This window comes from Allobosea sp. P4_H5 (assembly GCF_056400825.1).
Genome location: NZ_JBFUKM010000008.1, coordinates 261348 through 286572 on the forward strand (window position 1 = coordinate 261348; position 25225 = coordinate 286572).

Consider the following 25225-nt stretch of genomic DNA (forward strand, 5'->3'; position numbering starts at 1 on the left):
CCGCGGCGCGACGACGGTACATCCAGATAGCGGCTTGGTAATCGTATTCCGCGAAAATCATGCCAGATGCACGTCGAGTGATGATAGGCCTCGTTTGGGTAAGCTCGGGGGGCTCGATGAGGCGTTGGCGTCGGCTGTTGCGGTCGTCGATCTTGGTTGCTGGCGTGCTTGGTACGCAGGCATCGGCCTTCGCCGATTTCCGGCGATCTCCTGAGGCATCGGTCGAATTCTGGAGCGATTGCCGCTCCGACAGTGGCGAAATCGGCCAGCGTATCGACGCTTGCAACAGGGCTCTTGTGCTGGAGGCCCGTCCGGCGCAGCGCGCGCTGCTCCTCATCTCGCGCGGCTGGCAGAAGCGCCGCAGCGGCGATCGGGGCAGCAGCCTAAACGACTTCGAAGCCGCCCTGAAGCTCGCGCCGGGCAGCGATGCGGCCTTGCGCGGGCGCGCCGTGATGCTCTCGGATCTGGGGCGCTATGACGAAGCCGAGCGGGCGTTTACGGCGATGCTCGTCGACAACGAGACGCGCGCGCTGATCTATCTCGATCGCGGCCTCGTTCGTCGCCGGGCTGGTCGGCGCGAGCAGGCGCTTGTCGATTTCGATGCCGCGCTTCAGCTCGCTCCGGGCTTTGTCGATGCGTTGGTCCAGCGTGGCCGGCTGGCGCTGGACAGGAAGGATTACGCCGCTGCCCTCGTCGATCTCGATGCTGCGACGAAGAGCGATCCGAAGGATGCGCCGGCCCTGTACTGGTACGCGTGGGGGCTAAGTGAAAAGGGTGACCAGCGCGCCGCGCTGCTGGCGTTCAATCGGCTGGTGGCGGTCGAGCCTGAGGATGCCGGCAATTGGCTCGAGCGCGGAAAGTTGCAGGAAAAGCGGAGCGACTATGCCGGAGCCCTGCGTTCCTACGATCTGGGCCTCAAGCAGGCGCCGAAGAATCAGACCCTGCTGTTCCGCCGGGCCTATGTGCTCTCCATGCTTCGCCGTGACGACGCTGCGATCAATGCTTACGGCACGCTCTTGGCGGCCTATCCGCGTGACGACGTCGCCTATGGGAACCGTGCCTGGCACTTGGCGCAAAAGGGCGACTACGCGATTGCGATGCAGGATGCGGATCGTGCCATCGTGGTCAATCCGCGTAGCGGGCAGCCTCATTATGTCCGAGGGCTGATCTACTTCGAGAAGGGGGACTATCGGAAAGCCTATGCTGCGTTAGGCCGTGCCGCGGCGCTCGGCCATAAGACGATCGAGCTGATCAATATGCGTGGCCGAACTGCGCTGGCCCTGAAGCGCTATTACCATGCGGCGGCGGATTTCGACGAGGTGATCAAGCAGGCTCCAGCCGCGATGTACGGTCACTACAATCGTGGCCTGACCGAGAAGCTGCGCGGGCGCTGGGCGGAGGCTTTCGGCCATTTCAGCAAGGCGCTCGAGATCGAGCCCGAAACGCAAGAGGCCGCGATCCAGCGGGATGAAGTGCTGGTCAAGCTCGGGCGGGAGCGGGAGATCTGGCGCATCCGGCTGGTCGAGACGGCCGCAGCTATCAAGCGGGCGGCGCTGGCTGCCCAGAGCCAGGCCTCGGCGAAGCCCGGCCAGTCGACCGGGGAGCGATTGAGCAAGCTCGACGAGAGGCTGGAGCTCGATCCTTATGACGACCCGGCGCGCTTGACGCGGGCACGCCTGCTGGCCGCTGCGGCCGAAGGCCGGGCCCGCGCGCTCGACGATGTCGAGCGCTTGCTGCGGCACGATCCGGAGAATGCCGGCGCGCTGTTGGTGCGAGCCCGCATCCACTACGACGAGAGGCGTTATCCGCAGACCGTTGTCGATGCGGAGCGTGTTCTGGCGAAAAACCCGAAGGACTCCGATGCCTTCTTCTGGCGAGCTCGCGGCCGGGCGGAGCTATCGCAGAACGTGGAAGCGGTGGCCGATTATACGACGGTGATCGCCCTTGCCCCAAAGTCGCCAGGCGCGCTCTTTAACCGTGGCCTGTTGCACAGAACGGCTGGTCGCCTCGTGGACGCCGAGGCGGATTTCAGCAGGGCGATCGAGCTTCAGCCAAAAGACTACGATGCCTGGCGCTATCGCGGGCTCGTGCGCCTCAAGCAAAAGCGCTTTGGCGAAGCGAAAGTCGATCTCGAACAGGCCTTGCGGCTGGAGCCCAAACATGGCGGGGCGACGGTCGATCTTGGCAACGCGCTCTATGGGAGCGGTGACTACGAGGCGGCCGTCATCCATCTGACCGCAGCGATAGAACGCGGAGTCACCAGCGCGGCGATTTGGAACAACCGTTGCTACTATCGCGTCCTGCTTCGGCAGTTTGATTTGGCTCGTGGGGACTGCGCCGAAGCCCTGAAGCTCGATTCGGAGCGAGCGACCACGCTTCACAGCCTGGGCGCGATGAAAATGCATGAGGGGGATATCGACCTGGCGCTCGCCTTTTTCGAGCGCTCGATCCAGCGTGACCCCAGGAGCGCGTTTGCCCAGTTCGGGCGCGCCATCGCCCTTCTGCGCAAGGGCGAGGCCGGGCTTGCCCAAGAAGCATTCGTCAAGGCGCGCGCGCTCGATGGCGAGATCGACGAGCGCTATCGGGAGCTTGGTCTGGAGTTCTGAACCGAAGACGATTGGGGAGGCCGGGTGACCGGCTGCCGCGGAGGCTGATCACCACAGGTCACGCCCGCTGTTGTGAGGGCGGCACAGTGGCTGCTTTTTCGTTTCTTTTTCACTGCGCAGGCGCAGCGACCTCTGGACCTTTGGCGGCCTTTGCCGATCTCATCATCGTCGGCTGAGGGAGCCATGGTGAGAGTCCGTCGATGAAGTTGCTGCGCCTGATGTCGCTGGGCGCGCTTGCCGTGTGGGGCGCAGAGCCCGCCGCGGCCTATGCGCCTGCCGCGGTGCCCGAGCGGGCCGAGCGAGCGCAGGAGCGCATGCGCGTCTGCATGGGGGCGATCGAAGCCGGCGGCGCCGAGCGGCGGGCAGCCTGCGACGAGAGCCTGACCGGCGAGTTCAACCGCGCCGTTCGGGCCGATCTGCTCGCCAGCCGCGGTTGGATCTCCGAGGCCGAGAACGCCCTCAATGAGGCGCTGCGCGACTTCGATGCGGCGCTCAAGGCGGTGCCGAATCATCTGGCCGCCCTGCGTGGCCGGGCGCACACCTTGTCCGAGCTCGGCCGGCATGCCGAGGCGGCGGCGCTGATCGAGCGGGCGATGGTCCTCGGCGGGCGCGCGACGCTACTGGCCGACCGGGCCCTGCTGCGCGAGCGCGCCGGCAATATCGCGGGAGCGCGGGCCGATCTCGACGATGCGATCGCCCTCGATCCCTCCAATAGCTGGGCGCGCGGTACGCGGGGGCGGTTCCGGCAGGACGAGGGCGAGCACGAGGCGGCAGTCGCCGATTTCGATGCCGCCCTGGCGCTCGAACCGGAGGTCACCTCCTATCATTATCGACGCGGGCTCTCGCTTGTCGCATTGGCGCGGCCGCGCGAGGCCATCGCTGCCTTCGATGGCGCCCTGCGGCTGGAGCCGACTGTCGTGCAGGTCTGGCTGGAGCGCGGGCGGGCTTTCGAGATGCTCGGTCATGAAGGGCCGGCACTCGCCAGCTATGAGCGGGCCCTGCGCCTCGACGGCCGGCACGAGGCATCGCTGTCCCGGCGCGCCTTCCTGCTGCAGCGCATGGGCCGCGCCGAGGACGCGACCGCGGCCTATGATCGGCTGCTCACGGTCCAGCCCCAGGCTGCCTTCGGCCTCAACAATCGCGCCGGCCTGCTCGCCGGGCTCGGCCGGCGCGAAGAGGCGCTGCGCGACCTCGATCGCGCCATCGCGCTCGTCCCCGATGACCGCAATGCGTTGCGCAACCGCGCGCAGCTCCTGCTGACGCTCGGCCACAACGACAAGGCGTTGCGCGATCTCGACCGGGCCGGGCCCGGGCACGATGCCAGCGCCTGGCACGGCATGCGCGGCGATGCGCTGCTGGCGCTCGGCCGGCCCGAGCCGGCCTTGGGCGCCTATCGCGCCGCGCTTGCGCTGAAGCCGCAGGATCACGCCACCTTGTTCGGCTTCGGGTTGGCGCAGGAGATCCGCGGCGACCGCAGTGCGGCTGCTGCTGCCTATGGCGCACTGCTCGCGGTCGATCCGGAGCATGAGGGGGCGCTCGAACGGCGCGAGGAGCTGCTGCCGGCGCTCGGCCGCTCGATCGAGGTCTGGCCGGCGCGCCTCGCCGGGCTGTGGCAGAGTGCCAGCGATAGCTATGTGCGTGAGCGCGCCGCGCTGCAGGGCGTCTATCGCGCCCTGCGGCCGCAGTCGCAGGCGGTTCCGACTCCCCTGCCTGTCCCGCCCAATCCGCTCGTGGCGCTCGATGCCGCACTGGCGCTCGATGCCTTCGACGTGCCGCGCCTGATCCGGCGGGCCCAGTTCAGCATCGGCCAGCCGCAGCGCGAGGCGCAGGCGCGGGCTGATCTCGCCGTCGCCCTGCTGCTCGAGCCGGAGAACCCGGCGGCACTAGTACAGCGCGCCCGGCTGAATTTCCGCGACGGCGCCTTCATCGCGGCGCAGGCCGATGCGGATGCGGCGCTGCGCAGCGAGCCGCGCTCGATCGAGGCGCTGTTCCAGCGGGCGAGGGCGCTGACGGCGCGCGGCCAGCTCGGCGCCGCGCTCAAGGCCTATGACGATGTCGTCGCGGTCGCGCCCGCCAATGCCGCGGCCCTGCTCAACCGGGCGCTGCTGCTGCAGCGTGCGCGCGAATATGAGCGGGCGCTGGCCGATCTCGACGCCGCGGTCGCTGCCGATCGGGCCGATCCGGATGGCTGGGTGGCGCGCGCTGCGCTGCGCACGGCGCTCGGGCAGACCGATGCGGCGATCGCCGATTTCGACCGGGCGCTGTCGCTCGACGCCAGGCTCGGCCAGGCCTGGTACGGCCGCGCCCTGGCGCATCAGCGCCGTGGCGATGCGGCGGAGGCGGCGGCCGACTTCGCCAGGGCGAAGGCGCTCGACGCGCAGGCCGAGGAGCGCTACCGCGCCTTCGGCGTGGCGCCCTGAGGCGCTTCGGCAGCCGGTCCTGGGGATGAAGACCGGCTTTCAACAGGGTTCTGCGTCCTAGCGCGCTGTTTGCGGTGGACGGTGCCTGTCACTCGCTTGGCGTGCGCCCGATTCTTGCCACTATTGCCTCCCGGTGCACGCAAGCGCGATGGCTGGGAGCGGCGAGATGGCTGGCTATTTTCCGAACTGGACGCTGAAGACCTCCGGCGATGTGATGCCGGACGAACGCCTGCCGACCGGGCAGACCGTGATCGCCGGCCTGCAGCATGTCGTCGCCATGTTCGGCTCGACGGTGCTGGCGCCGATCCTGATGGGCTTCGACCCTAATGTCGCGATCCTCTTCTCCGGCATCGCGACGCTGCTGTTCTTCGTCATCACGGGCGGGCGGCTGCCGAGCTATCTCGGCTCCTCCTTCGCCTTCATCGGCGTCGTCATCGCCGCGACCGGCTATGCCGGCACCGGCCCGAACGCCAATCTTCCGGTCGCGCTCGGTGGCATCATCGCCTGCGGCGCGGTCTATGCCGCGATCGGCATCCTGGTGCAGGGCATCGGGACGCGCTGGATCGAGACCTTGCTGCCGCCGGTGGTGACCGGCGCGGTCGTCGCTGCGATCGGCCTCAACCTGACCGCGGTCGCGATCAACATGATCTCGGCCAGCCCCTACACCAAATGGATCGCGCTGTTCACGGTGGTCGCGGTCGCGCTGGTCGCCGTCTACGGCCGCGGGCTGGCGCAGCGTCTGCCGGTGCTGATTGGCGGGCTCGCCGCCTATATCCTCTATGCCGCGACGGCGACGAGCTTCGGCGCGCCGCCGGTCGATTTCGGCAAGGTCGCGGCCGCCGCCTGGTTCGGCCTGCCCAACTTCGTCGCCCCTGTGTTCGATCCCAAGGCCATCGCGCTGATCGTGCCGGTCGCGATCATCCTGGTCGCGGAGAATCTCGGGCACATCAAGGGCATCTCGGTGATGACCGGGCGCAATCTCGACGGGCTGATCGGGCGCGGCTTCTTCGCCGACGGCGTCGGCACGATGATCGCCGGCTCGGGCGGCGGCACCGGCGTCACAACTTACGCCGAGAACATGGGCGTGATGGCGGTGACGCGGGTCTATTCGACGCTGGTCTTCGTCGCCGCCGGCGTGATCGCCATCCTGCTCGGCTTCTCGCCCAAGTTCGGCGCGGTGATCGGGACGATTCCCGTGGCTGTGCTCGGCGGTCTCGCCGTCGTCGTCTTCGGCCTGATTGCCGCGACCGCCGGCCGGATCTGGGTCGAGAACAAGGTGAACTTCGCCGAGCCGAAGAATCTCCTGACGGTGGCGACCGCGCTGATTCTCGGCGCCGGCGATCTCAAGCTGCCGATCTTCGGCTACGAGCTCGGCGGAATCGGCACGGCAACCTTCGCCGCGATCGCGCTCTACCATTTGCTCAACCGCCGCTCGGTGGCCTGAAAACTCCACAAAAACGGCCTGCCGCGCCCGCTGCGGCAGGTTTTCTCCAAGTTCGCTACGAGGCGAGCCGACGTTCTCCAGAACGAGTTTGCATATTTCTGTCGCAAACGGGTGGACAGGGGCGGGGGTGTTTGCTACATCGCCGCCCGTCGGGACGCGGTCCACGCCTCGCCGACAACGTCTTCGTGGCGTACGGGTGATTAGCTCAGTTGGTAGAGCAGCTGACTCTTAATCAGCGGGTCGTAGGTTCGAGCCCTACATCACCCACCACGAACTTCAATGACTTAGCCGGTGTAGATTTCCGCCTCATGGCGGTTTGCAACCTTTTGCTGTCCACATGCTGTCCACGCTCTCGTGATTTGCGGGGCATTTGCGGGATGTGAAGGAATGAAAGAGCCAATGGTCCTCTAGGACCAAGCTCGGGAACTTCATTAGGGCTTGGGCCGTGACCTGGTCCGCTGGAAGAACACAAGGGATCGGACGTTCCGGCCGTCCGGCCAGCGAGGGCTTGTTTCGCATAGTTGGATAAGCGACTGCTTCGGGGCTTTTGATGATTTTTGCCCTATGAGCGCTTTGCGATCTCGCAGGAAGAGCAGGATAGCATCGGGGCGCTCATCGCTCCCCAGCGCCTTGCGCAGGCTGGCAGTATGCATCGTGTAGACGATACGCCCCCCGCTCGTCTCCCAATAGCCCGCCAAGCCAGAGCCAGAGCCGAAGGTGGAACCGGCCACGCGTTTGGCGAGTTTGCGCTCTCGTTTGAGTTCAAGAAGGGTGCGGGAGAGCACCGCGCTTGGATCATCACCCGGCCGGTGAACCACGGTCTCGCTTACGCCACCAAGCTGAGCCCGGGCAGCGTCACGGAACACGTTGCCGAGAATCTGGAGGAGGTCATTCGGCTCTACGGGGAGTAGCCAGGCCTCACGAGCGAGCACTCCTCCCGCGAACAAAATACCGAAGTTTTGGCATGCATGACGCCAGGCAGCATCTGGCAATTTCCTGCTCCGAGCGGTCAGGAAACTGGAGGCACACCAACTGACCAGTCTGTACGTCGAAGCAAGGTGCTGTGCGCAGCGGACATCTCGTTGACATACTCGGCACTCTGAAACTAGCATTGCTCTTACGAGCGTTTCGGGCGCAGCGACGAGGCTGCGGAAACATAACAGGCGATGCTGCCTCCATCGATCGGGTTCGACCCGGTCGTGGGGGCTTTTTTGTTTGGCGGAGGGATGGCCGGAAGGGGTTGCCTGAGCAGGGATTACTCAGGGCGAGCGAAAAGAACGAGATGCCGCCCAACGCGTTGAGGGACGCGGGAGGAGATAAGAAGCGATGAGAAAAGCGGTTCGTTGCGCAGAACGGACATCCGCTCCGTGGCGTGTGGGCGTGCTGTTTTCGCGGACCGGCTTCATGTCGGTCATCGAAGAGACGCAGCTGCGCGGAACCTTGATCGCGATCGACGAGATCAACGATCGCGGCGGTATTCACGGCCGGCCGATCGAACCGGTGATCTACGATCCGGGGTCGGATGCACGCTCCTATGGCCAATATGCCAAGCGGCTGATGGTCGAGGACGGGGTCAGCACGATCTTCGGCTGCTATACGTCTTCAAGTCGCAAGGCCGTCCTGCCCGTGGTCGAGCGACTCGACGGCTTGCTCTGGTATCCGACGCTTTACGAGGGTTTCGAGTTTTCACCCAACGTCATCTATACGGGCGCGACGCCGAACCAGAATTCCGTGCAGCTCTGCCGCGCGCTGATGCAGCAATTCGGCACCCGCTTCTTCTTCATTGGTTCCGACTACATCTATCCGCGCGAATCCAACCGAGTGATGCGCGATCTCGTCCGCAGCAATGGCGGCACGGTCGTCGGCGAGCAGTATTTGCGGCTGGAAGCGGACCGCAGCGAGTTCGTGCCCCTGCTGCGCGAGATCAAGCGCGCCCAGCCCGACGTCATCTTCTCGACCGTCGTCGGTGAATCGACCACATTCCTCTATCAGGCCTATCACGACCTCGGCCTTAACCCGAAGACGGTTCCGATCGCGAGCCTGACCACAACCGAGGCCGAGATCCGGGAGATGGGCCACGATGTCGGGGAAGGGCACTACACCGCCGCAGCTTATTTCCAATGCGTCGAGAACGAACGCAATTCGGATTTCGTCGCCCGCTATCACAAGCGCTACGGCGACGACGAACCGACGAACATGTGCCTGGAATCGTCCTACTTCCAGGTCAATGTCTTCGCGAAGTCGCTGGAGGCGACGAACTCGCTGGATACGCGCTGCTTGCGCTCCTGGGTCATGGGTGCCGAATTCGACGCGCCGCAGGGCTGCGTCTCGATCAATCCGGTCTGGGGACATGCCGATGTCTGGACGCGGATCGGGCGCGCCAACCGCAACGGGCAGTTCGATATCGTCTTCCAGTCTGCCACAAGCGTGAAGTCGGACCCCTACCTGATGGGGCAGGGCCGCGCGCTTGAGCTGTGCTGACCAGACGAGAATGGCCAACGGCCGCGACGGGGAAGAGGCGACCAGCTTCATGGCGATGTCAGGATACGCATACGAACGCGCCGGCGGGCCGCATCCCGCCGAGCCCCGAACCACCGTTTCCGAACGGCCGGTACGGCAGGGTGCCGTCGAACCGGAGCTCAATATCGCCGTGATGGTCGAGCGCGACGACCATGGCGAATTCCTGATCCGCGAACTGCAACGCCAGCGCGTCACCGTGCGGCATGTCTGGCCGCTGCCGTCGCAGATTCCGTTGCAATACGACGCCATCTTCTGTGCGCTCTCTGTGGATCTGCCGCAGCGCATCCCCTGGGTGCCAGGCGAGCCCTCCTCGGCGCTGATCCTGGTCGATGACGGCAAGGCACCGCTGAACCTCAAGCTCATCCACAACTGTGCTGCGCACGGCCTGCTGCATTATCCGGCCACGTCGCGAGCAATTCAGTCGGTACTGATGCTCGCGCGCGAGCATTTTCAGTATGAGCGGCGCCTGCGCGGCCGGATCGACAAGCTCGACGAGAATCTGCGCACGATGCGGGTTGTCGAACGCGCCAAGGTACTGTTGATCCGGCTCAAGAACCTGACCGAGGACGAGGCCTATAACTTCCTGCGCAAGCAGGCCATGGAAAAGCGCGTCACCATCGCGGCCGTCGCCACGGCCGTGATTGACTCGCATGATCTGCTCAGTTAGCGTCTTTACAGTTTCACGACGGCAAGGACGCCGTCGGCACATAGCGGGTGATGATGCCCCCACGCAGTCGCGGAAGCGAAGCGTGGGGTTTTTTGTTTTCTAGGCCCAGTTCGATACGCGTTTGCGCGGCGAAGCTGCCGCACTCCACATTCCGAGGCGAAGAAGCCCCGAACGACTCCGTCCATCCGGACGGCGCCGCTCGGGGCTTTTTCTTTTGCAAGAAAAAAGGGGAAGAGGGTGAAAAACGACAGGCGCACATTCATCAAACACGCTGCCGCGGCGGGCGCTTTCACCGCCGCAGGGTTTCCGCATATCTGGTCGAAGAACGCTTCGCTGGCCTATGCCCAGAGCGGGCAGATCAAGGTCGGCGTCCTCTTCTCGCTCACCGGCACCACCGCCATCATCGAGGAGTCGCTGAACAAGGCGACGATCATGGCGATCGAGGAGATCAACGCCGCAGGCGGCATCCACGGCATGAAGATCGTGCCTGTCGTCGAGGATCCCGCGTCCGATCCCGCGACCTTCGCCGAGAAGGCCCGCAAGCTCGTGCTCAGCGACAAATGCGTCTCGGTGTTCGGGTCCTACACCTCTGCCAGCCGCAAGGCGGTTCTGCCGGTCTTCGAGAGACAGGCGAACCTGTTTTTCTACCCGACGCTCTACGAGGGCCGCGAGTGCTCGAAGAACGTCATCTATACCGGCGCCGTCCCCAATCAACAGCAGGACGACTTCGTGCCCTGGCTGGTCGAGAAATTCGGCAAGCGCTGGTACATGATCGGCTCGAACTACATCTACCCGAAGGAAGAGAACAACTACTGCAAGAAGCTGCTGAAGAGCCTCGGCGCCGAGGTGATCGCCGAGGAATACGTTCCGCTCGGACACTCCGAATTCTCGTCGGTGATCAACAAGTTCCGCTCCGAGAAGCCGAACGTGATCTTCTCCACCGTGGTCGGGGATTCGGTCGTGGCGCTGCACCGGCAATATCGCGCCGCGGGCCTCGACCCGGCGACGATGCCGATGGCGAGCCTGACCACCTCGGAAAACGAGGTTGCGGCGATGGGCGGTGACGCCGCCGCCGGCCACTTCACCTCGGCGCCCTATTTCATGGTGCACGAATCCCCCGAGAACCGGCGGTTCGTGGAGGCCTACCGGAAGCGCTGGGGCGCCGACAAGGTCACGCATTTCGTGTCGGAATCGTCCTATTTCCAAGTCCATCTGTTCAAGCAGGCGGTGGCGAAGCTGAAGGCGGGCGACATCAACCCGCTCACCATCCGCGAGGCCCTGAAGGGCGAGCAGTTCCAGGCGCCCCAGGGGTTGGTCAAGGTCGAGCCCGAGAACCTGCATTGCTGGCTGCATCCCAAGATCGGCCAATGCCAGTCGGACGGGCAGTTCAAGATCTTGAAGCAATCGGCGAACTGGCTCGAGCCGAACCCCTACAGCGCCTATCCGAACCAGAAGTGCACGGCCGAAGGGCTGAAGGAAATCTGATCTCACGATTTCGCCGGCGGCCGCGTGGAGCGGCCGCCATGCACGCCTCCGGACAGGTTCGTCATGGATTTCGTCGTTTCTCAGTTGCTGACCGGGCTCAGCCTGTCGTCGATCCTGCTGCTCGTCGCGCTCGGTCTAGCCATCATCTACGGCGTCACCGGCGTCATCAATCTCGCCCATGGCGAGTTCGTGATGCTTGGGGCTTATTGCGCCTGGCTGCTGCAGACCCAGCTCGGCTGGGGCCTGCTGCCGAGCCTGATTCCGATCTTCGTCGCCGTGGCGCTACTGGGCCTCGCCATCGAATATCTGGTCATCCGCCATCTCTATGACCGGCCGCTCGACACCATCCTGGCGACCTGGGGGCTCGGCGTCATGGCGCAGCAGATCGTGCGCCTGCTGGCGGGTGGCGAATTGCGCTATGTCCAGATGCCGGCGGCACTCTCCGGAAGCGTCAACATTCTCGGCGCCACTGATTCAGCCTATCGCCTGTTCGTGCTGGCGGTCGCGCTCGGGCTGTTCGCCCTGACCTGGTACGTCTACCGCCATACCTCGATCGGCCTGCAGTTGCGGGCGATCACCCAGAACCGCCAGATCGCCTCGAGCTTCGGCATCAACGCCGGCCGCGCCTACCGGCTGATCTTCGCCTACGGCGCCGGCATCGCCGGGCTGGCGGGCGCACTGATCTCGCCGCTCAAGAGCGTCTCGCCGGAGATGGGCACGGGCTATGTCGTCGACGCCTTCATGGTCGTCGTGGTCGGCGGCGTCCAGAGCCTGTTTGGCACGGTCGTCAGCTCCGGCCTGCTCGGAGAGCTCACCGGCGCGCTCGCCTATCTCAGCAACGACACCATCGCCAAGGCGCTCGTGCTCGCCGCGGTCGTCATCATCATCCGCTTCCGGCCGCAGGGGCTCTTCACGCCCCGCATCCGCACCTGACGCTTTCATGAAACGAAGCTTGCCGATGTCAAACAAACCGATCCTGCAGCTGTCGATCTACGGGGCCGTTTGCCTGGCGCTCCTCCTGATCCCGGCCTTCGTCGACGACGCCTTCCTGCTCAACAAATTCGCGCGCTACCTGATTTTCGGCATGCTCGCCGTCGCACTGAGCCTGTCCTGGGGCTATGCCGGCATCCTCAACCTCGGTCAGGCGACGACCTTCGGCCTCGGCTCCTATTGCATGGCCATGGCGCTGAAGCTGAAGACCGTGCCGATCCATACCGGCGCCGAGGGTCTGCCGGACTTCATGGTCTGGAACAACGTCACCGAACTGCCCTGGCTCTGGTGGCCGTTCCAGTCGCTGCCCTTCGCCGTCGCGGCCGGCATCCTCGTTCCCGCCGCCTTCGCCGCGCTGCTCGGCTGGTTCATGTTCGGAGGACGTGTCGCCGGCGTCTATTCGGCGATCATCACCCTGGCCGCGATGGTCGTGGTCAACCTGATCATTGTCGACCAGCAGAGCTACACCGGCGGCTTCAACGGCATCACCGACCTCGCACGCTTCGAGGTGCTGGGGATCACCTTCGACGCCTATGCGCGCTCCACTTATTTCCTGGTCGCGGGCAGCCTGACGCTGGCACTCTTCACCGCGCTCGCGGTGACGCGCTCGAAGACCGGGCTGATCCTGCAGGCGATCCGCGATCAGGAGGAGCGCGTCCGCTTCTTCGGCTATGACGTCGCCCGCTACAAGACCTTCATCTTTGCGGCTTCCGCCGCGATCGCTGGCCTGGCCGGCATGCTCTACACGATCGTGATGGAGTTTGCCTCGCCGACCTTCCTCGGCGTGCCGCTCAGCCTATCCATCGTCATCTGGGCTGCGGTCGGTGGCCGCCAGAGTTTGCTCGGCGCCATGCTCGGCGCGCTCCTGGTGACGGGCGTGCAGGGGAGCCTGTCGGAATCGGAGACCTTCCTCAGCACCTGGACGCTGGTGATGGGCGGGTTGTTCGTCTTGATCGTGCTGTTCATGCCGCGCGGACTGGCCGGCATTGTCTCCGGCCTGCGCCGCCGCGACACAGCCCAGAAGGCCGCGGCGCAGCCGTCCCACCCCGTCGGTGCCACCGGCGCTCCTGCAGGGAGGGCGGCATGACCGGCATGGCACAGGCGCAGCTCGCTCTGCGCGACGTCACCGTATCCTTCGGGGGCTTCGTAGCCGTCGATCGCCTCGACCTTGCGGTCAACCGGGGCGAGCTGCGCTGCCTGATCGGTCCTAACGGCGCCGGCAAGACCACGACGCTCGATCTGATCTGCGGTCGTGCGCGGATTTCCTCCGGCGCGATCGTCTTCGACGGCACGGAGATCCACCAGCTCAGCGAATTCGAGATTGCCCGGACCGGCATCGGCCGCAAGTTCCAGGTACCGAGCGTCTTCCGCGAGCTCAGCGTGCGGGACAATCTCGAGATCGGCAGTTCGCGCCAGCACGGCGTTCTGCGCAATCTCGGCAGATTCGGCGGAGCGGCCGATCGGGAACGCCTCGAGCGGCTTGCCGAGCTCGTCGGCCTCTCGGACGAGCTCGGCAAGCAGGCGGCACAGCTCTCGCACGGCCAGACGCAATGGCTCGAGATCGCGCTGATCCTGGCGCAGGACCCGCCGCTCATCCTGATGGACGAGCCGACCGCGGGCATGACCGCCCATGAAACCGAGAAGACGGCCCAGCTCTTCAACGCGCTGCGCGGCAAGCACACGCTGATCGTGGTCGAGCACGACATGGGCTTCGTACGCGACATCGCCGAGACGATCTCGGTGATGCACCAGGGCAGGCTGTTGGCGCAGGGCACGGCCGACGAAGTCTCGGACGATCCCCAGGTCCGGGAGGCCTATCTCGGCTCGGGAGGCATCGGCCATGCTTGAGCTCGACAATGTCGACGGGTTCTACGGCCGCAGCCGCGCCCTGCAATCAGTCTCGCTGAGCGTAGGCAAGGGCGAGTTCGTCAGCGTGCTCGGGCGCAACGGCGTCGGCAAGACGACGCTGCTGCGCACCATCCTGGGCCTGATGTCGAAAACCTCGGGCTCGATCCGGCTCGACGGCACCGAGATCGGCGAGCTGCCGACGCATCGCCGCGCCAAGGCCGGACTGGGATATGTGCCACAAGGCAGGGGCATCCTGCCCGACTTCACCGTGCGCGAGAACCTGCTGCTGGGAACTTACGCCGCCGAGACCTCGGAACGGCGTATCCAGGACTACGTCTTCGACCTCTTCCCGATCCTGCGGGAATTCCTGGGTCGGCGCGGCGGCAATCTGTCCGGGGGCCAACAGCAGCAGCTCGCCATCGCCCGCGCGCTGTTGTCCCAGCCCAAGATCCTGCTGCTCGACGAGCCGACGGAGGGCATCCAGCCTAACATCGTCGAGCAGATCGAGGACATCCTGATCGATCTCAACCGCAAGCGCGGTCTGTCGATCATCCTCGTCGAGCAGAACATCACCTTCGCGCGTCGCGCATCGCACCGTTTCGCGATGCTCAACCGAGGCGGTGTCGCGGTCAGCGACCGCATCGAAGCGCTCTCCGAAGATCTCATCCATCGCTACTTCGTCGTCTGAGACGGGCAAACCAAGGAGGCCAGACCATGTATCACGGCGATATTACGAGCAGTAAGGACACCGTCGGCGTCGCCGTCGTGAACTACAAGATGCCGCGCCTGCATACCAAGCAGGAGGTGCTCGCCAACGCGCGCAACATCGCCGCGGTGATCGAGGGCATGAAGATCGGCTTGCCGGGCATGGATCTGGTGATCTTCCCGGAATATTCGACCCACGGAATAATGTACGATTCCAAGGAGATGTACGAGACCGCCTCGCAGATTCCGGGCGATGAGACGGAGATCTTCGCCGCCGCTTGTAGGAAGGCGAATGTCTGGGGCGTGTTCTCGCTGACCGGCGAGCGCCATGAGGAGCATCCCAACAAGGCGCCCTACAACACACTCATCCTGATGAACAACAAGGGCGAGATCGTCCAGAGATACCGCAAGATCATGCCCTGGGTCCCGATCGAGGGGTGGTATCCCGGCGACTGCACCTATGTCTCGGAAGGGCCGAAGGGCCTGAAGATCAGCCTGATCATCTGCGATGACGGCAACTACCCCGAGATCTGGCGCGACTGCGCCATGCGCGGCGCCGAGCTGATCATCCGCTGCCAAGGCTACATGTACCCGGCCAAGGAGCAGCAGGTGCAGATCTCGAAATCGATGGCCTGGGCGAACAACGTCTATGTCGCCGTTGCGAACGCCTCGGGCTTCGACGGTGTCTATTCCTACTTCGGCCATTCGGCGATCGTCGGCTTCGACGGCCGCACGCTCGGCGAGTGCGGCACCGAGGAGAACGGCATCCAATACGCCCAGCTCTCGGTGTCGGCGATCCGCGATGCCCGCAAGAACGGCCAGTCGCAGAACCATCTCTTCAAGCTGCTGCACCGTGGCTACACCGGCATGATCAACTCCGGCGACGGCGACAAGGGCACGGCGGCCTGCCCCTACAACTTCTACGCCAAATGGATCAACGATCCCGAAGGCACGCGCGAGATGGTCGAGGCGATGACGCGCGCGACCGTCGGCACCGAGGAGTGCCCGATCGACGGCATCCCGAACAAATCGGCCCATCGCTGAGCTGAACGAAGCCGCCCGGCGCGCCAGCGCCGGGCGGCGCGACCGAGCATCCGACAACAAAAAGGGGGAAACGCGGTGTCCAAACATTCCGCAGGGCCGGGCGCGGCTGCGCCGGCCGATACTGATCACGTGCTTGGTGAGGAATACGAGCACGAGCCGGTGCCGATGGCGGCCCGGCGCAGCCTGTTCTCGATGGTGATGGTCTGGGCCGGGTTCCCGATGATCATCACCGGCGCCATGACCGGTTCGCTGCTGGTTCTGGGCATGGGCTTCTCCCGTGCGCTCGTTGCCATGATCATCGGCAACCTGATCATGCTCGCCTATGTCGGCGCGCTCGGCCTGTCGGCGACCCGTAGCGGCATGAACTTCGCGCTGATCGCGTCACGCGTCTTCGGAACGAAGGGCTATGCGCTCGCTTCCGGCCTGCTTTCGACCCTGCTGCTCGGCTGGTTTGCGGTCCAGACCGGCATCACCGGCGCACTCGTCGCCAGCACTTACGGGCTGAACTATGTCGCGATGACCATCGTCGCGGGGCTGCTCTATATCGGGATCACCTTCGTCGGCGTGCGCGGCCTGCATCTGATCGGCATGGTCTCCGTCCCGCTGTTCTTCGTGCTCGGTCTCTTCGTCGTCGTGCACGCAGCCGGTACGACAAGCTTCGATGCGATCTGGAACTACGCCGGCAACAACGGCGTCGCGACGATGTCGATGGGCGTCGGCCTGACCGTCGTGATCGCGCTCTTCATCGACGCCGGCACCGTGACCGCCGACTTCAACAGATGGTCGAAGACCGGTACCCATTCGCTGATCGCGACCTTCTCCGCCTTCCCGGTCTCGAACCTCGTCGCGATGCTCGTCGGCGGCATCATGACGGCGGCGCTCGCCGTGCCCAACGCCAACCCTTTCGGCGCCGACAACATGTTCGGCTACATGAACAAACTGCAGATCGGCTGGCTCGGTGCCCTCGCCTTCCTGTTCCTCTACATCAATCTCGGCTCCGTCTGCTCGCACTGCCTCTATAATGCCGCGACCGGCTGGTCGCGCATCCTGCGCTCGAAGATGCGCCTTATGGCCGTCATCCTCGGCCTCGTTGGCATCGCCATCGCCGCCGGCAATGTCTGGGCCTTCTTCATTCAGTGGCTGTCGTTGCTCGGGATCATCGTGCCGCCGATCGGCATGATCCTGCTCGTCGAGGCCTATGTGTTGAAGCACGGATCGGTGGCGCAGAAGGAATGGCGCTCGCTGCCGTTCGTCTCCTGGGCGATCGGCGCGGCGGTGGGCTTCATCGTCGAGTTCTATGCGCCCCAGCTCTCGACGGCGATCAGCGCCGGTCTCGTCGCCGCCATCGCCCATCTCGTCCTGACCTCCTTCGCGGCCGGACGCGCTGCGGACCGCGCTCCGGCCTGACCGGGCCGGCTCCATCGACATCCCCATAGAGAGAGTATCGCGATGACGACCGACTACGAGATCTTCGAGCTGGGCGATCATGCCCTTCAGCGCGGCGCGACGCTGCGCAACGCCAAGCTGGCCTACAAGACCTTCGGCACGCTCAACGCGGCCAAGGACAATGCCATCGTCTATCCGACCTGGTATTCCGGCCAGCACTACGACAATGAATGGCTGGTCGGGCGCGGCATGGCGCTCGATCCCGACAAATACTTCATCATCATCCCCAACATGTTCGGCAACGGACTGTCCTCGTCGCCGAGCAACACGCCCGAGCCCTACAACGCCGCCCGTTTCCCGAGGGTGACGGCCTATGACAACGTCCGCGCGCAGCACCGGCTTGTGACCGAGCACTTCCGGATCGAGCATCTGCGGCTTGTCACCGGCTGGTCGATGGGCGCGCTGCAGACCTTCCATTGGGGTGCGCTCTATCCCGACATGATGGATCAGCTCGCACCGTTCTGCGGCTCGGCGAAATGCTCCCGCCACAACTTCGTCTTCCTCGAAGGGGTGAAGGCGGCGCTGACCGCGGACGACGCCTTCCGCGACGGCTGGTATGTCGACAAGCCGCACAAGGGCCTGCGCGCCGCAGCGCGGGTCTATGCCGGCTGGGGCTTCTCGCAGGCCTTCTATCGCGAGGAGCTGGACATCAAGGCGCTGGGATACAGCTCGCTCGAGGACTTCCTGGTCGCCTTCTGGGAAGGCTTCTTCCTCGACCGGGATCCCAACAATCTCTTGGCCATGCTGTGGACCTGGCAGAACGGCGATATCTCGGCCAACGATCTCTACAACGGCGACTACAAGGCCGCGCTCCGTGCGATCAAGGCAAAGGCCTACGTGATGCCCGGCCAGACGGATCTGTATTTCCCGCCGGAAGACAGCCGCAACGAGGTCGACAACATGCCGAATGCGAGCTTCGTCCCGATTCCCTCGATCTGGGGGCATTTCGCCGGCGGCCCAGGCACCAATCCGGTCGACATCAAGTTCCTCGACGACAAGCTCAAGGAACTCCTCGCATCCTGACGCAGCGCGCGCGGCGGTGTGTGAGACAGCCGCCGCGCGACCATCAAGGGCCTGACGACGTGACGAATCTGGACGCCTACCGCATCGCCAAGGAACCTTTCTATCGCTCGGTCGGAGGCGAAGTCGGACTGTTCGAGGCTGCCTATCGCAGCCGAATGCCGGTGATGCTTAAAGGGCCGACCGGCTGCGGCAAGACCCGCTTCGTCGAGCACATGGCCTGGCGCCTGGGCCGGCCGCTGATCACCGTGTCGTGTCATGAGGACATGACCGCCTCGGACCTCGTCGGGCGGTATCTGCTCGATGCGGAAGGCACGGTCTGGCACGACGGGCCGCTGACGCTGGCGGTTCGCCAGGGCGCGATCTGCTATCTCGACGAGATCGTCGAGGCCCGGCAGGACACCACCGTGGTCATCCACTCGCTCACGGACGACCGGCGCATCCTGCCGCTGGAGAAGAAGAACGAGGTGGTGAAGGCCCATCCCGACTTCCAGGTCGTGATTTCCTACAACCCGGGCTACCAGAGCGTTCTCAAGGACCTCAAGGAATCGACCAAGCAGCGTTTCGCAGCCATCCCCTTCGACTATCCCGAAGCGGCGGGCGAGGCCGAGATCGTGATTCGAGAGGCCGGCTCCGACAAGCGCACCGCCGAGGCGCTGGTGCGCATCGGCGCGCGCTCACGAAACCTCAAGGGCCGTGGGCTGGACGAAGGCGCCTCGACAAGGATGCTCGTCAACGCCGCCCTGCTCGTCGCCGCCGGTGTCCCGATCATGGAGGCCTGCCAGGTCGCGCTCGTGATCCCGATCACCGACGATGACGATCTGCGCGATGCGTTGACGGGTGCCATCGCTGCCTGTGTCTGATGCCATGACGACGACCGAGGGCCGAAAGGAGACGGTTCAAGCGTTTCCGGCCGAATGGCAGGACCGCTGGAGCGCGGCCCATGCGCGCATCGACCACGCCGGCTATGGCGAACTCGTGGCCGGCGCCTATCGCAGCGCCGGGCCGATCGTCGCGGCAAGAACGGGGCCGGCCGAGGCGATCCGGCTTGGCGAATCCGTGTCGCTCGTCACAATTCGTTCTGGCCGCCGGGCAGCCTGTCTGCTGATCGATGCGGCCCTGCATGCCGCTGAGGCGGCTCGTCATCCATCCGAGCTCGGATCGTGGCTCGAGCTGATCGACGACATCGCCAAGCGTGCGCCGAAGGTCCTGAGTGCCTTCCTGCAAAACGGCTCGCAGGTTCTCGACATACTCGGTTTCGAAGGCCTTGCGGTCTTTGCGCGCATGGGGCTCGATCTCGGCCGCGATGACGCTCGCCGGCTGGCCTTTTTTGCGCTGCAGAGCCCGGAAGTGCGCCAACTGCTCGAACGGCAGCACCCATCCGCTTCGTTGCCGGAATTGCTGCCCGGGCTGAAGCCCTATCTCCGCGCACTTTGGGGCATCTCGCCGCCGATCGCGGAAACACCGGGCGATGCTCCCGAAGCGATGCGCCGCCGCGCCGGCTTCGGCGGGGGCGGCATCCGTCTGCCGCCATCCTATGCCGGTTTTCCGGCGAGCGATCAGAAACAGCTTCATCGCGCGACGCTCGCCCATATCGGCGCGCATCACTGCTTTACCAGCAGGAAGTTCTTGGCCACGGGCCTGAAGCCGTTGCAGCTCGCGCTGGTTTCGTTGATCGAGGATGCGCGGGTCGAGCGGCTGGCCATGCGTGAGATGCCGGGGCTGTTCGCCCTTTGGCGGGGCTTCCATGTGGCGCGCCCTGAGGGCGCACCGGTTGCGATCATGCTGATGGCGCGGTTGGCGCGGGCTCTGCTCGATCCGTCATATGAGGACCCGCATGGCTGGGTGAGCAAGGGTCGGATACTCTTCGAGGAGGCTGCCGCAGTCGACATCGGCTCCCAGGAGCTCAGCCGCCATATCAGTGGGCTGCTGGGCAATGACATCGGCCAGATGCGCCTGCAGTTCGACGCCAAGAGCTATGTCGTGCAGCCGGCCTATCGCGACGACGGCATGGGAATTTGGGATTTCGGCGATGAGAATCCCGAGGTTCCCTACGAGATGCAGGCGCCTGCCGAGGGAGCGCGCCTCGAGCAACGCGATAGCGACGACGGCCGTCCCGAGCCCGACACCATTTCCGGCGATCCGAGCGGCCGCGCAGCCATGGTCGAGGCAAGCGAGGATGTGGCCGTCGCGCGCTATCCGGAATTCGACTATGTGACCGGGCGCGAACGACCGGACTGGTGCACGGTCCATGAGCCGGCCGTTCCCATGGCATCGCCTGCCCCGCTGCATCGCGCCATCGAGCAACGCGCCGATCTCGCCAACCGCCTGACCGCCATCATCAGGTCTTCGAAAGTCAGCCGCCAGCAGCGGGTTCGCCGGCAAGCGGAAGGCGAATTCCTCGACATGGACGCGGCGATCGAGGCGGTGATCGCACGACGTTCCGGCCAAATGCCGGAGGATCGTCTCTACGGGCGCTATGAGCGCCGCCATCGCGATCTCGCCGTTCTCGTGCTCATCGATGCCTCCGCCTCCACCGGAGAACGCGTCAGCGGTCGCAGCGAGACGGTGCTGGAGACGGAACGCCTTTCCGTGGCCATGCTGGCGAAGGCGATGACCGAACTTGGCGATCCTTTCGCGCTTGCGGCATTCTCCTCAAACACACGCGACAATATCGGCTATCAGCGGATCAAGGATTTCGCGGGCCGCTATGATACGGCGGCCGAGGGCCGGCTGGCGGGCTTGCAAAGTCACCATTCCACGCGGCTGGGAGCGGTGATTAGACATGCCGGCAAGGACCTGAAACGGCAGCTGAGCTATCGCCGGCTTCTCCTGATCATCACCGATGGCGAGCCGCATGACATCGATGTCGACGACCGCCGCTATCTGGTCGAGGATGCGCGCACGGCCGTCCACGGTCTGCGCAACGATGGGATCGACGTGTTCTCCATCGTCCTCGATTCGGACGCCGAATCCTACGCGCCCCGCATTTTCAGGCGCCGGAATTGCGTTCAATTGAAGTCGATCGAGACCTTGCCCGAAAAGTTACCAGGCTTGCTGCTGCGGTTGGCGGTATAGCGGGATCATGCGTGATAAATCGCTGAGACTGGTCATCTTGCGCGAGAACCAACTTGGGATCGACGTCGATGCAACATGAGTAACGATTGCGCTTTCTAAGCTGCATCGTCAGACAGTCGCTTGAAACTGAATATCGTTGGAAGCCGAAACTAGAAGGCCGACAAGGCGATCATATTATTAGCCAGATTGCCTAAGAGCGGACCGCCAGAGAGTCCGCTAGGGGCCATGACCGGCAAGGCCTTGCAGATCTCGGGCAACCGCTGGGAGGCGGAGTTCCGGGCGCGCCGCAGCTTCACCACCGTGCACTCCGTCCTCGATTCTGCGCCAGCTCGGAGACGTGACTCGTACGCAGGCTTGCGAGACCTTCGTCCTCGATTCTGCGCCAGATCCGGGACCTGGCGCAGGGGCGATAGAACGCGGTGGCCCGGCGGGATTGTTCCGAGCAGACGAGGGCGGGCGTCGGAGTTCGGGGAACCTTCGGCCTGGGGCCGACGTTCGTCTCGGCGGGCGAGCGCGCCCGCCGAAGCAACGAACGAAGAGGCGCCGTCATGGCTCCGCGTCCGGCCTGGAAGGGCTATCTCAAGCTCTCGCTCGTCTCCTGCGCCATCGAGCTGACCGGCGCGATGGACCGCAGCGAGAAGGTTTCCTTTCGCGTCATCAACCGCAAGACCGGCAACACCGTCCGGCGTCAATATATCGACAGCGTCACCGGCAAGCCTGTCGCCGACGAGGACGAGGTCAAGGGCTACGAGATCGGGGATGACGAATACCTGCTCGTCGAGGAGGACGAGATCGATTCCGTCCAGGTCGAATCCTCGCACACGCTCTCGATCGAATCCTTCGTCGACCGCGCCGACATCCCACCGATCTATTTCGACACGCCCTATTACGTGACGCCGGCGGACGAGGTCTCCGAGGAGGCCTTCGCCGTCATTCGCCAGGCGATGGCGAAGGAGAAGAAGGCTGGGATCGCCCGCATCGTGCTCTACCGCCGGGAGCGGCCGGTGATGATCGAGCCCTTCGACAAGGGCCTGCTGCTGACGACGCTGCGCTACGACAAGACGGTGCGCAAGCCGGAGGAGGTCTTCGAAGGCCTGTCCAGGAAGACGCTCGATGACGAGCTGGTCTCGCTCGCCACCCATATCATCGACAAAAAGCAGGCGGCCTTCGATCCGTCCGGCTTCGAGGATCGCTATGAGGAGGCGCTGCTGGAGCTGATCCGGGCCAAGCAGAAGGGCCGCAAGCCGCCCGTGGTTCGGGCGGCCGAGCCGCCGGCCAATGTCGTCAACCTGTTCGATGCCTTGAAGAAGAGCCTCGCTGGCGAGGAGAACGCCTCCTCGCCACCGCGCAAGCCTCGCAAACCTGCCGCGAAAGCGGCGGGCAAGGCCAAGAAGAGCGCCTGATCCGTCATCGGCCGGGAGCGTTCGATGTCCAGTCTCGATCTCTACCGCGCCAAGCGCGACTTCAGCCGGACCCGCGAGCCGAAGGGCGACAAGGCCGGGCGGAAACCCATCGACAGAGGCGGAGCTTTCGTCGTGCACAAGCATGCGGCGCGCCGTTTGCACTACGATCTCAGACTTGAACATGATGGCGTGCTCTGGTCCTGGGCGGTGACGCGTGGGCCAAGCCTCGATCCCGAGGAGAAGCGCCTGGCGGTGCATGTAGAGGATCACCCGCTCGAATACGGCGCCTTCGAGGGCACGATTCCGGCCGGGCAATACGGGGCCGGCTCGGTGATCGTCTGGGACGAGGGCAAGTGGCTGCCGGAAGGCGATCCCGCCGCCGGCATGAAGAAGGGCCATCTGATCTTCGACCTGGAGGGCCACAAGCTGACGGGGCGCTGGCACCTTGTCAGGATGAAGCCGCGCTACGGCGAAAAGCGCGACAACTGGCTGCTGATCAAGGTCGACGACGCGGCCGCCCGCAGCGATGAGGACATCCTCGAAACGGCGCCGGACTCGGTCAAATCCGGCCTTGGCGTCGAACAGGTCGTCAGCGCCGAGGCGAGCCGCAAGGCCAGGGCGGCGCCGAAACTGTCGGCACGGAGCAAGCGGGCAAAGCCTTCCCGCCACGCGGGCGCCGAGATGCCAGCCTTTGTCGAGCCTTGTCTGGCAACCCTGGAAAGCCGCCCGCCCGAGGGCGAGGCCTGGTTGCACGAGGTCAAGTTCGACGGCTATCGCCTGCAGGCGCGCCTAGCCGACGGCAAGGTCACGCTGCTGACGCGCTCGGGGCTCGACTGGTCCGAGCGTTTCGGCCGCACGCTGCTCGCGAGCGTCGCAGAACTGCCTTGCGAAGCCGCGCTGATCGATGGCGAGGTCGTGGCGCTGTCAGAGACCGGCTCATCGTTCTCGGCCCTGCAGACTGCCTTGTCCGAAGGTACGGTCGAGCAACTCGTCTTCTATGCCTTCGACCTGCTCCATCTCGACGGCGAGGACCTGCGCGACGAGCCGTTGTTTGCGCGCAAGGAGCGGCTGGAGGCCTTGCTGCAGCAGGCTCCGGAGGAGGGGCCTCTGCGCTTCAGCGAGCATTTCGTCGAGCCGGGCGCGGCGATGCTGCGCCATGCCTGCCGCATCGGCCTGGAGGGCGTCGTCTCCAAGCGCCGCGACGCGCCCTATCGCAGCGGCCGGGGCCGCAGCTGGATCAAGTCGAAATGCACCCAGCGGCAGGAGCTGGTTATCGCCGGCTATGTGCCGTCGGCGGCCGCGGGTCGAACCCTGCGCTCGCTGGTCATGGGCTACTACGAGAACGGCGTGATCAGGCCGGCCGGGCGGGTCGGGACCGGCTTCACGCAGAAGTCGGCGAGGGCGCTGAAGGCGAAGCTCGACCGGCTGGAGGCGAAGACGTCTCCCTTTACGGGCGCAGCCGCGCGCGAGCGCGGTATCGTCTGGGTCGAGCCGAAGCTGGTGGCCGAGATCGAGTTCCGCGCCTGGACCGCATTAAAGACGCTGCGCCATGCCTCCTTCCTTGGCCTGCGCGAAGACAAGCCGGCGCCGCAGGTGCATGGTGAGTGGCAGGCGGCGGAGCAGGGCGGCGAACGCCCGACCAGAGCCGCAGCGAAAGGGAAGGGGAGCCCCCGGCGAGCCGCAATGACGACCGTGACGCTCAGCAATCCCGACAAGCGGCTCTGGCCGGAGTCCGGCCTGACCAAGCAGGGCCTGCTCGACTACTACGCTCATGTCTGGCCGCTGATGAAGCCCTTCGTGCTGGAGCGGCCGCTCAGCCTGCTGCGGGCGCCGGACGGCATCGAAGGGCAGAAATTCTTCCAGAAGCACGCTCCGCCCGGCATGCACGAAGCGATCTCGACCCGCCGCGACAGTGACGGCGAGGAGCTTCTCTTCATCCGCGACTTCGACGGGCTTGCCGCGCTGGTCCAGCTCGGCACCGTCGAAATCCATGTCTGGGGCGCGACCATGGCGGCGATCGAGACGCCGGACCAGGTCATCTTCGACATGGATCCAGATCCGGGGATCGGGCTTGCGGAGCTGCGCAGCGCGACGCTCGCCGTGCGCGAGCGCCTTGGCGAACTGGGCTTCGACGCCCTCCTCAAGGCTTCGGGCGGCAAGGGCTTCCACGTCGTCGTTCCGCTGAAGCCGAAGGCGGACTGGGCCGAGGTCAAGACCTTCGCCCGCGACTTCGCCAAGGCGATGGAGCAGGCAGAACCCAAGCGCTTCACCGCGACCCTGTCGAAAAAGGCACGGAAGGGCCGGATCTTCATCGACTATCTGCGCAATGGCCGCGGCGCTACCGCGATCGCGCCCTATTCGACGCGCGCCCGTCCGGGCGCCGCCGTGGCGATGCCGATCCCATGGGACGCGCTCGGGACGGTCGAGCCGGATGGCTTCAAGGCGATCGATCTCGTCGACCGCAAGCTGGACGACGTCTGGGCCGATTTCGGCAAGGACGCCCGGCCTCTACGCAAGCCGTAGCGCGCCGGCGGGCTCATACCCGCCGA

The 25225-nt window shown here is 65.2% G+C and carries 17 protein-coding genes and 1 tRNA gene; all 18 read left to right on the top strand.

All coding sequences use genetic code 11. From position 1 onward, the window contains the following. The first annotated feature begins 116 nt into the window (after positions 1-116). The 18 genes from AC1DS0_RS18630 to ligD all read left to right on the top strand — a co-directional run bounded on the left by AC1DS0_RS18630 (position 117) and on the right by ligD (position 25199). On the top strand, positions 117-2606 hold the full coding sequence (locus tag AC1DS0_RS18630) for a tetratricopeptide repeat protein (protein WP_476815774.1): 2490 nt from the start codon (positions 117-119) through the stop codon (positions 2604-2606). A gap of 200 nt (positions 2607-2806) precedes the next feature. Next, positions 2807-5026, top strand: coding sequence for a tetratricopeptide repeat protein (locus AC1DS0_RS18635; RefSeq protein WP_476815775.1), 2220 nt, complete (start codon positions 2807-2809; stop codon positions 5024-5026). A 166-nt stretch (positions 5027-5192) separates the two neighbouring features. Then, a complete protein-coding gene (locus tag AC1DS0_RS18640; protein ID WP_476815776.1) occupies positions 5193-6470 on the top strand; it encodes a solute carrier family 23 protein in 1278 nt (425 codons plus the stop codon). Positions 6471-6664: 194 nt separating this feature from the next. Then, a tRNA-Lys gene (locus AC1DS0_RS18645) sits at positions 6665-6740 on the top strand. 1056 nt (positions 6741-7796) lie between these two features. Continuing rightward, positions 7797-8951, top strand: a complete 1155-nt coding sequence (locus tag AC1DS0_RS18650; RefSeq protein ID WP_476815777.1) for a transporter substrate-binding domain-containing protein — start codon at positions 7797-7799, stop codon at positions 8949-8951. A 10-nt stretch (positions 8952-8961) separates the two neighbouring features. Then, positions 8962-9657, top strand: coding sequence for an ANTAR domain-containing response regulator (locus AC1DS0_RS18655; RefSeq protein ID WP_476815778.1), 696 nt, complete (start codon positions 8962-8964; stop codon positions 9655-9657). A gap of 237 nt (positions 9658-9894) precedes the next feature. Further along, the gene (locus AC1DS0_RS18660) at positions 9895-11142 is read left to right on the top strand and encodes a transporter substrate-binding domain-containing protein (RefSeq protein ID WP_476815779.1); all 1248 of its coding nucleotides are present in this window, start codon (positions 9895-9897) and stop codon (positions 11140-11142) included. Positions 11143-11205: 63 nt separating this feature from the next. Continuing rightward, positions 11206-12075 (top strand): urea ABC transporter permease subunit UrtB, encoded by an 870-nt coding sequence (gene urtB, locus AC1DS0_RS18665; RefSeq protein WP_476815780.1) that lies wholly within the window; start codon positions 11206-11208, stop codon positions 12073-12075. A 25-nt stretch (positions 12076-12100) separates the two neighbouring features. Continuing rightward, complete coding sequence (gene urtC / locus AC1DS0_RS18670; RefSeq protein WP_476815781.1) at positions 12101-13219, top strand: urea ABC transporter permease subunit UrtC; 1119 nt, start codon at positions 12101-12103, stop codon at positions 13217-13219. Between the two features lie 5 nt (positions 13220-13224). After that, entirely contained in the window at positions 13225-13980 is a 756-nt protein-coding gene (urtD, locus tag AC1DS0_RS18675) for an urea ABC transporter ATP-binding protein UrtD (RefSeq protein ID WP_476815812.1), read from the top strand. Next, positions 13973-14668 carry an urea ABC transporter ATP-binding subunit UrtE gene (gene urtE / locus AC1DS0_RS18680; RefSeq protein ID WP_476815782.1) on the top strand — a complete coding sequence of 232 codons (696 nt, stop codon included), beginning with the start codon at positions 13973-13975 and terminating at the stop codon, positions 14666-14668. Before urtD ends, urtE begins: the two co-directional genes overlap by 8 nt. Positions 14669-14694: 26 nt before the next feature. Continuing rightward, the gene (locus AC1DS0_RS18685; RefSeq protein ID WP_476815783.1) at positions 14695-15729 is read left to right on the top strand and encodes an aliphatic amidase; all 1035 of its coding nucleotides are present in this window, start codon (positions 14695-14697) and stop codon (positions 15727-15729) included. Positions 15730-15804: 75 nt separating this feature from the next. Continuing rightward, positions 15805-17136: a purine-cytosine permease family protein gene (locus AC1DS0_RS18690; RefSeq protein WP_476815784.1), complete on the top strand. Its 1332-nt coding sequence runs from the start codon at positions 15805-15807 to the stop codon at positions 17134-17136. A gap of 42 nt (positions 17137-17178) precedes the next feature. Then, on the top strand, positions 17179-18198 hold the full coding sequence (locus AC1DS0_RS18695) for an alpha/beta fold hydrolase (protein WP_476815785.1): 1020 nt from the start codon (positions 17179-17181) through the stop codon (positions 18196-18198). Positions 18199-18257: 59 nt separating this feature from the next. Next, a complete protein-coding gene (locus tag AC1DS0_RS18700; RefSeq protein WP_476815786.1) occupies positions 18258-19058 on the top strand; it encodes an AAA family ATPase in 801 nt (266 codons plus the stop codon). 115 nt (positions 19059-19173) lie between these two features. Continuing rightward, on the top strand, positions 19174-21273 hold the full coding sequence (locus tag AC1DS0_RS18705; RefSeq protein ID WP_476815787.1) for a nitric oxide reductase activation protein NorD: 2100 nt from the start codon (positions 19174-19176) through the stop codon (positions 21271-21273). A 548-nt stretch (positions 21274-21821) separates the two neighbouring features. After that, the gene (ku, locus tag AC1DS0_RS18710; RefSeq protein WP_476815788.1) at positions 21822-22676 is read left to right on the top strand and encodes a non-homologous end joining protein Ku; all 855 of its coding nucleotides are present in this window, start codon (positions 21822-21824) and stop codon (positions 22674-22676) included. A gap of 24 nt (positions 22677-22700) precedes the next feature. Next, entirely contained in the window at positions 22701-25199 is a 2499-nt protein-coding gene (gene ligD / locus AC1DS0_RS18715) for a DNA ligase D (protein WP_476815789.1), read from the top strand. Positions 25200-25225: the final 26 nt, after the last annotated feature.